The organism is Thermogemmatispora sp., assembly GCF_019683755.1.
In the GTDB taxonomy this organism is placed as follows: Bacteria; Chloroflexota; Ktedonobacteria; order Ktedonobacterales; family Ktedonobacteraceae; genus Thermogemmatispora.
Map to the genome: position 1 here is coordinate 1 of NZ_JADGHT010000330.1, position 5,119 is coordinate 5,119.

Annotated in this window: 5 protein-coding genes; 3 read left to right on the forward strand and 2 right to left on the reverse strand. The window is 60.6% G+C overall.

Annotated features, from left to right (window positions below):
• The first annotated feature begins 200 nt into the window (after positions 1–200).
• Complete coding sequence (locus IRZ24_RS16525; protein ID WP_297166508.1) at positions 201–827, forward strand: sigma-70 family RNA polymerase sigma factor; 627 nt, start codon at positions 201–203, stop codon at positions 825–827.
• Between the two features lie 115 nt (positions 828–942).
• Positions 943–1,743, forward strand: coding sequence for an anti-sigma factor (locus IRZ24_RS16530; protein WP_297166511.1), 801 nt, complete (start codon positions 943–945; stop codon positions 1,741–1,743).
• A gap of 24 nt (positions 1,744–1,767) precedes the next feature.
• Here the strand turns inward: IRZ24_RS16530 and IRZ24_RS16535 are convergent, their stop codons facing one another.
• Positions 1,768–2,442, reverse strand: coding sequence for a TlpA disulfide reductase family protein (locus IRZ24_RS16535; RefSeq protein ID WP_297166514.1), 675 nt, complete (start codon positions 2,440–2,442; stop codon positions 1,768–1,770).
• 538 nt (positions 2,443–2,980) lie between these two features.
• On the opposite strand from IRZ24_RS16535, the gene IRZ24_RS16540 reads away from it, so the two are divergent.
• Positions 2,981–3,763, forward strand: coding sequence for a hypothetical protein (locus IRZ24_RS16540; RefSeq protein ID WP_297166517.1), 783 nt, complete (start codon positions 2,981–2,983; stop codon positions 3,761–3,763).
• A 178-nt stretch (positions 3,764–3,941) separates the two neighbouring features.
• Here the strand turns inward: IRZ24_RS16540 and IRZ24_RS16545 are convergent.
• On the reverse strand, positions 3,942–5,119 hold a 1,178-nt coding region (locus IRZ24_RS16545; protein WP_297166520.1), incomplete at its 5' end, for a trypsin-like peptidase domain-containing protein.

Consider the following 5,119-nt stretch of genomic DNA (forward strand, 5'->3'; position numbering starts at 1 on the left):
GGAACGGGCCTCACCTCTCCCCAGTGCTGGGTCCGGGGAGGCCGAGTCGCTTCTATCGGGATCAGCCAGGCAGACAGTCTGCCAGAGAGGCGCTAGCGACGAGCAGGGACCCCTCTGGCAGAGATCACCAGCGGGATATAGCCGCTGAACTGATTTTGTGCTACACTGAAGGCGATCAGACCAGGAGGAAAGGCTGCTTGATGGACACATGGCCTGACGATGATGAGGCGAAGCTGCTCGCCCGTAGCCAGAGCGGCGACTTGGAGGCCTTCAATGAGCTGGTCCTGCGCTACCAGGCGAGTGTCTATAATCTGGTTTTGCGCATGCTGGGTGATCCCGAGCTGGCCTCCGATATTACACAGGATACCTTCCTCTCGGCTTTTCGCCATCTCTCTACCTTCCGCGGCAGCACGGCTTTTCGCCCCTGGTTGTTGCGTATCGCCTCGAACCTGGTCTATGATCACTGGCGACGTCAGCGTCGGCACTTCAGCGAGTCGCTGGAGGTGGCCAGCGATGAGGATGACTCTCAGTCTTCCTCGCTCCTGGCGCAGTTGGTGACGCCAGATGTGGAGGCTAACCCAGAGCAGTACTTGCTATCTCAGGAGCTACAGGAGCTGGTTCTGCGCGGCCTGGCGGAGTTACCTCCCGAGCAGCGCCTGGCGGTGATTCTCTGCGATATTGAAGGCCTCTCGTACGAGGAGATCGCAACGGTGACGAGCACTTCTCTCGGGACAATACGCTCACGCATTGCTCGGGGCCGCGCCCGCCTGCGCGCTTACCTGGCTCGCTATCAGGAACTTTTGCCACGCCAGTTTCGTTCTCCTTAAGAGGTGCTGTTCCCTCCCTCCCCCGGCTCACCTCCACGGGAAAGGAGGTCAGTGCTGATGCGGCGCTCTTGCGGTTCGTAAACGGGCAATTTTCTGGTACTGGAGTGAGAGAGTCGTGGCACAGGATCATCAGGAGCATCCAACACTTGAGCAGCTTTCGGCCTATCTGGATGGGGCGCTCTCTTCTGAGGAGCAAGCTTTCTGCGCTTCCCATGTGCCCTACTGCTCGTCATGCCGCTCAGAGCTGGCCAGTCTGAGTCTGACGCGCGATTGGCTGCGTGCGCTGCCGCGCGCCACGCCGCCACGCGCCTTTACCCTGACGCCAGAGCTGCTCAGCACCTCCTCCACGCCAGAAAAAGCGGGTTCCGCTGTGTCTGAGAACGCGATCACAACGGAAGCGCCAGTCACTCCCCTGGTCTCTGCGGTCTCTGCGGCCCCAACACGCCAGCCCCAACCGAGCAGAGGCGCTAGAGCGAGACGTCTGCCTTGGCGGCGTGCTGTGCGGATGGCGAGCGCGCTGGCAGCCGTGATCGCTCTGGCACTGCTGCTGTCGGGGCTGCTGCCAGCGTTGCGCGGCAATGTTTCAACCAGCATGAGCACAGCCTTGCCGCGACCAACTGGAGGGGGACAGGCAAACTCCTCTCAGCTCCCCGCTACTGCTGTTACCGGGCAGCAGCAATCGGGGGATCGCCCTCCTCATGAAGAGGGACCCAGGAATTCGTCTCAGCCGAACCTCGTGGGAACCGCTGGATCGACTGGCTCCTCGCCATCTCAGCAGCTCAGATCAACCCCTCCTGGCCCCGCTCTCTCCTTCAATTTGGCCCTTCCTGAGACGCGTCTGCTGCTGGCTGGTTTGCTGCTTGCGGTGAGCCTTGTCGGCTTGTTGGTAACGCGTCGCGCCCGCTCTTCGCCTTAGCAGGAGCAGGGAGCAGCCGCCCGCTCAGGGTAACTTGACCCCGATGTCGGCCAGGCCCTGACGCAGGGACTGTTCGTTCAGCTCGGTAATGGCGACAGCGCGGACAATGCCCTGACGGTCAATAAAGTAGGTCGTTGGGATGGCCGTGACATGATAGGCGGCGTTGACGCTGCCGCCGGCGTCGAAGAGCAGGGGATAGGTGACCTTGAAGGCACGGCCAAAGCTGGCGATGTCTTCTTTGGGATCAGCCTGGTTGATGCCGAGTAGGACAAAGGCGCCTTGCGCTCCGTATTGCTCGTAGGTGCGCTGCAAAAGCGGTACTTCACGGCGGCAAGGTTCGCAGGATTCCGACCAGAAGTTGATGACGACCGGATGACCTCGTAAGGCCTTGAGGCTGATGGTCGGGCCGCCGCTTCCACCGTAGACGGGCAGGCTGAAGTCCGGGGCCGGCTGCCCAACGGCAATGCCGGGCGTCGGGGCCGTCGCAGGCGCCGGCAATAGCGTGAGGATGATGTAACCGCCGGCCAAAAGGATCACCAGGAGCAGCACGCCTACGAAGATGAGTCGCCGTCGATCGCGCGGCTTCCCTAGCTGCTGCTCATAGTGAGCGGCTAGCTCCTCTTCAAATTCGCGGCGCTGCTCTCGCGCTAATTGCCTCTCTGTCCTCTCTTTGCTGATAACTCCTCGTTTCTGTGCCATGTATACAACCTTGGCGAGGTAGGGTGCGCTCCGCTCGGGAGGCTCTGTCGTTCTGCCTATCCCATACTATAGGTCGGATTGTCCCGCTCGTGCAAGCCCTCCGCTTCAGCCTCGTGCGCACACTGTTACTGTGATGGCGTGTCCGTAGAAAAAGGCCGCAGGACAAGGCCCGGCCACGATCAGGTGCTTCAGCATCTTCTTTTGGCGCACAGGCTAGAGAGCCAGGTCGTACCCCCCACTGAGGTCACCCGCTTGCTGGCGGCAGGCAGATCTGGGTCCCCGGTTAGCGACGGCAGGTCTCTGTGGTCCTCTGCCTGAAGGAGCCGAGGATGCAAGGACGTAGAGGAGCAAAAGCGTTCGTGAGAGCATGGGAAGATCACAGATAGCTCACGAGAGGTCGGCGAGGCGCTAACTGAGCGCCGGGGCAGGGCGACAGGCAGTGCAAGTTTGCATAGGTTTTTGTATAATCTACACGATCCAATCAAGCTTTTGCAGGATTCACCGCTTGTAGTGGGGCATTGCCTGCGGGAGGCTCTCTATGGAGACAGTGCTACTGGTCAGTTTTGCCATAGTCAATGTGATCGTTACTGCCGCTTTTGCCGGCGTTGTGCTGATGCAATATTGGCAGCGTCGTCGTCCTCACCAGCTCTACTGGTCGCTGGCGCTGGGTATGGCCTTTGTTGCCACGCTGGCCTACGTGCTCATGATCCCTGCCCAGCCGACAAGTGCCCTGGGCACTGCGCTTTTCCGCATCTACTATATCCTTGGCGCTGCTCTCACCTCAGCCTGGCTCGGTCTGGGCAGCGTGGCCCTGGTCAGCAGCCGGCGGGTGACTCTGGCCTGCCTGATCGTGCTTTCCCTGGTCAGCCTATTGGCCATTATCTCCATCGCCACAGCAGGTGTGGATCAGCAGGCCCTTAGCCACGTGATTGGCAGCTCGGGCCGCGGCGTTCTCCAGCTCGGGGCTGGTGTCATTACCATCATCGTCCTCAACACAGTTGGTGTAGTGGCTGTTGTCGGTGTCCTCCTTTACTCGCTCTGGAAGCTACTGCGCCGCCAGACGTCGATTCGTGGCCTGCAGACGAGTAATATCTTTTGGGGGAATATTCTGATCCTGCTCGGTGAGCTGCTCAATGCCGCCGCTGGCAGCTTCGCGCGCTTCATGGGATTGGAAAGTACTTTCTGGCTCTTCATGGCCTTGGGCTGGATCGTCTTTTTCGGCGGCGTCCTTCTCACCGGACGGCGCGCGCCACAGCCGACGCCAGCTACAGCGGCAGCGACGGGGGCCCCTTCTTCCAGTCAGCAGCCGGTCTCATCCTAGCGAGGCTAGTGGGCTTGTCTGTTACCAACTTGACCAGCGCTTTGCTCCTCTCCGAAGGAACCAAGGAGCGAGTGAGGGGATGCCCAGATTGTCATCTCGTCACTCGCTCCTCATCGCCAATGGCGCAGGAAAGCTTTGCGAAACTAGAGTTGCTCCTTGCTGCTGGCGTCCGCCTGGTTTAGCTGCCCGCTTGCAGTTCGCCAAGGGTTACTGTGACAGTGAGTTGCTGATTGCCGCGATAGACTGTCACCTTGGCAGTCTGGCCGGGACTCTTGTTGACCAGAATATCGCTGAGGGTCTGGTTATCAGTGACCTTCTGGCCGTCGATGGCCACGATAATATCGCCAGCTCGCAGGCCTGCGCGAGCCGCCGGGCCATTGGCCGTGACGGAGACGATCAGGGAGCCATAGTCGACCGGTAGATTATCCTGAGCCGCCAGTTGCGGCGTCACGGAGGCTACGCGTACGCCCAGAGCCGCCCGGCCTGTATGGGTGACCTGACCCGTGGCGATAATCTGTTGCGCGATGAAGCGGACGCGATTCGAGGGGATGGCGAAGCCCACGCCATTGGCTGGCGTATTGAATTCTGGATCAATGGCCGCCACCGTTGGGATACCAATCACATTGCCCGAGAGATCGACGAGCGCTCCGCCGCTATTGCCTGGGTTGATTGGGGCATCAGTCTGAATGGCATTGGCAATAACTGCGCTTCCCTGGCCTTCCTCTGAGACGGTGCGACCCAGAGCGCTGATGATGCCGTGAGTCACTGTCTGCGTTTCTCCCAGGGGGTTCCCGATGGCCAGGACCTCTTGCCCAACTTGCAGCTTCGAGGAGTCACCCAATGTGGCAACCGTGATATTGCTGGGCGGGTTGATCTTGATGACCGCCAGATCGTCGGCGGGATCAGTGCCAGCCACTTGAGCGGTCAGATGGGTGCCATCGGCCATCACCACCTCGATCTGCTGGGCGCTCTCGACCACGTGGTAGTTGGTCACGATGTAGCCACGCTTGTCAATAATGACTCCGGAGCCAATGCCTGAGGCGCCAGAGGCCGTCGAGACGTTGATCTGCACAACGGCAGGTTGTACTTTGGCAATCGCGGCCTCCCGCGCCTGCTCATCAGTTGTCACGACCTTTGTCGTGCTACTGCTGCTGTTACTACCGGTCTGCAGAGTCGCTGACGAGACGCCGTTTGCATTGCCAAACTGCCAGCCTGCGGCAAACATCAGCCCTCCGAAGAGCACGGCCAGGATCAGCGTGATGACCACCGCGCGAAAGGCTGAGCCACGTCTTGGCGGAGCTGCTGGCGTGACCGGACCCCCCGGCCCATAATACGGACCACTCACGGGTAGAGCCG

What these genes read in the sequence shown, in the direction of transcription:
- IRZ24_RS16525 (WP_297166508.1), top strand. Translation starts at nt 201, where the DNA reads ATGGACACATGGCCTGACGATGATGAGGCGAAGCTGCTCGCCCGTAGC.
- IRZ24_RS16535 (WP_297166514.1), bottom strand. Translation starts at nt 2,442, where the DNA reads ATGGCACAGAAACGAGGAGTTATCAGCAAAGAGAGGACAGAGAGGCAA.
- IRZ24_RS16540 (WP_297166517.1), top strand. Translation starts at nt 2,981, where the DNA reads ATGGAGACAGTGCTACTGGTCAGTTTTGCCATAGTCAATGTGATCGTT.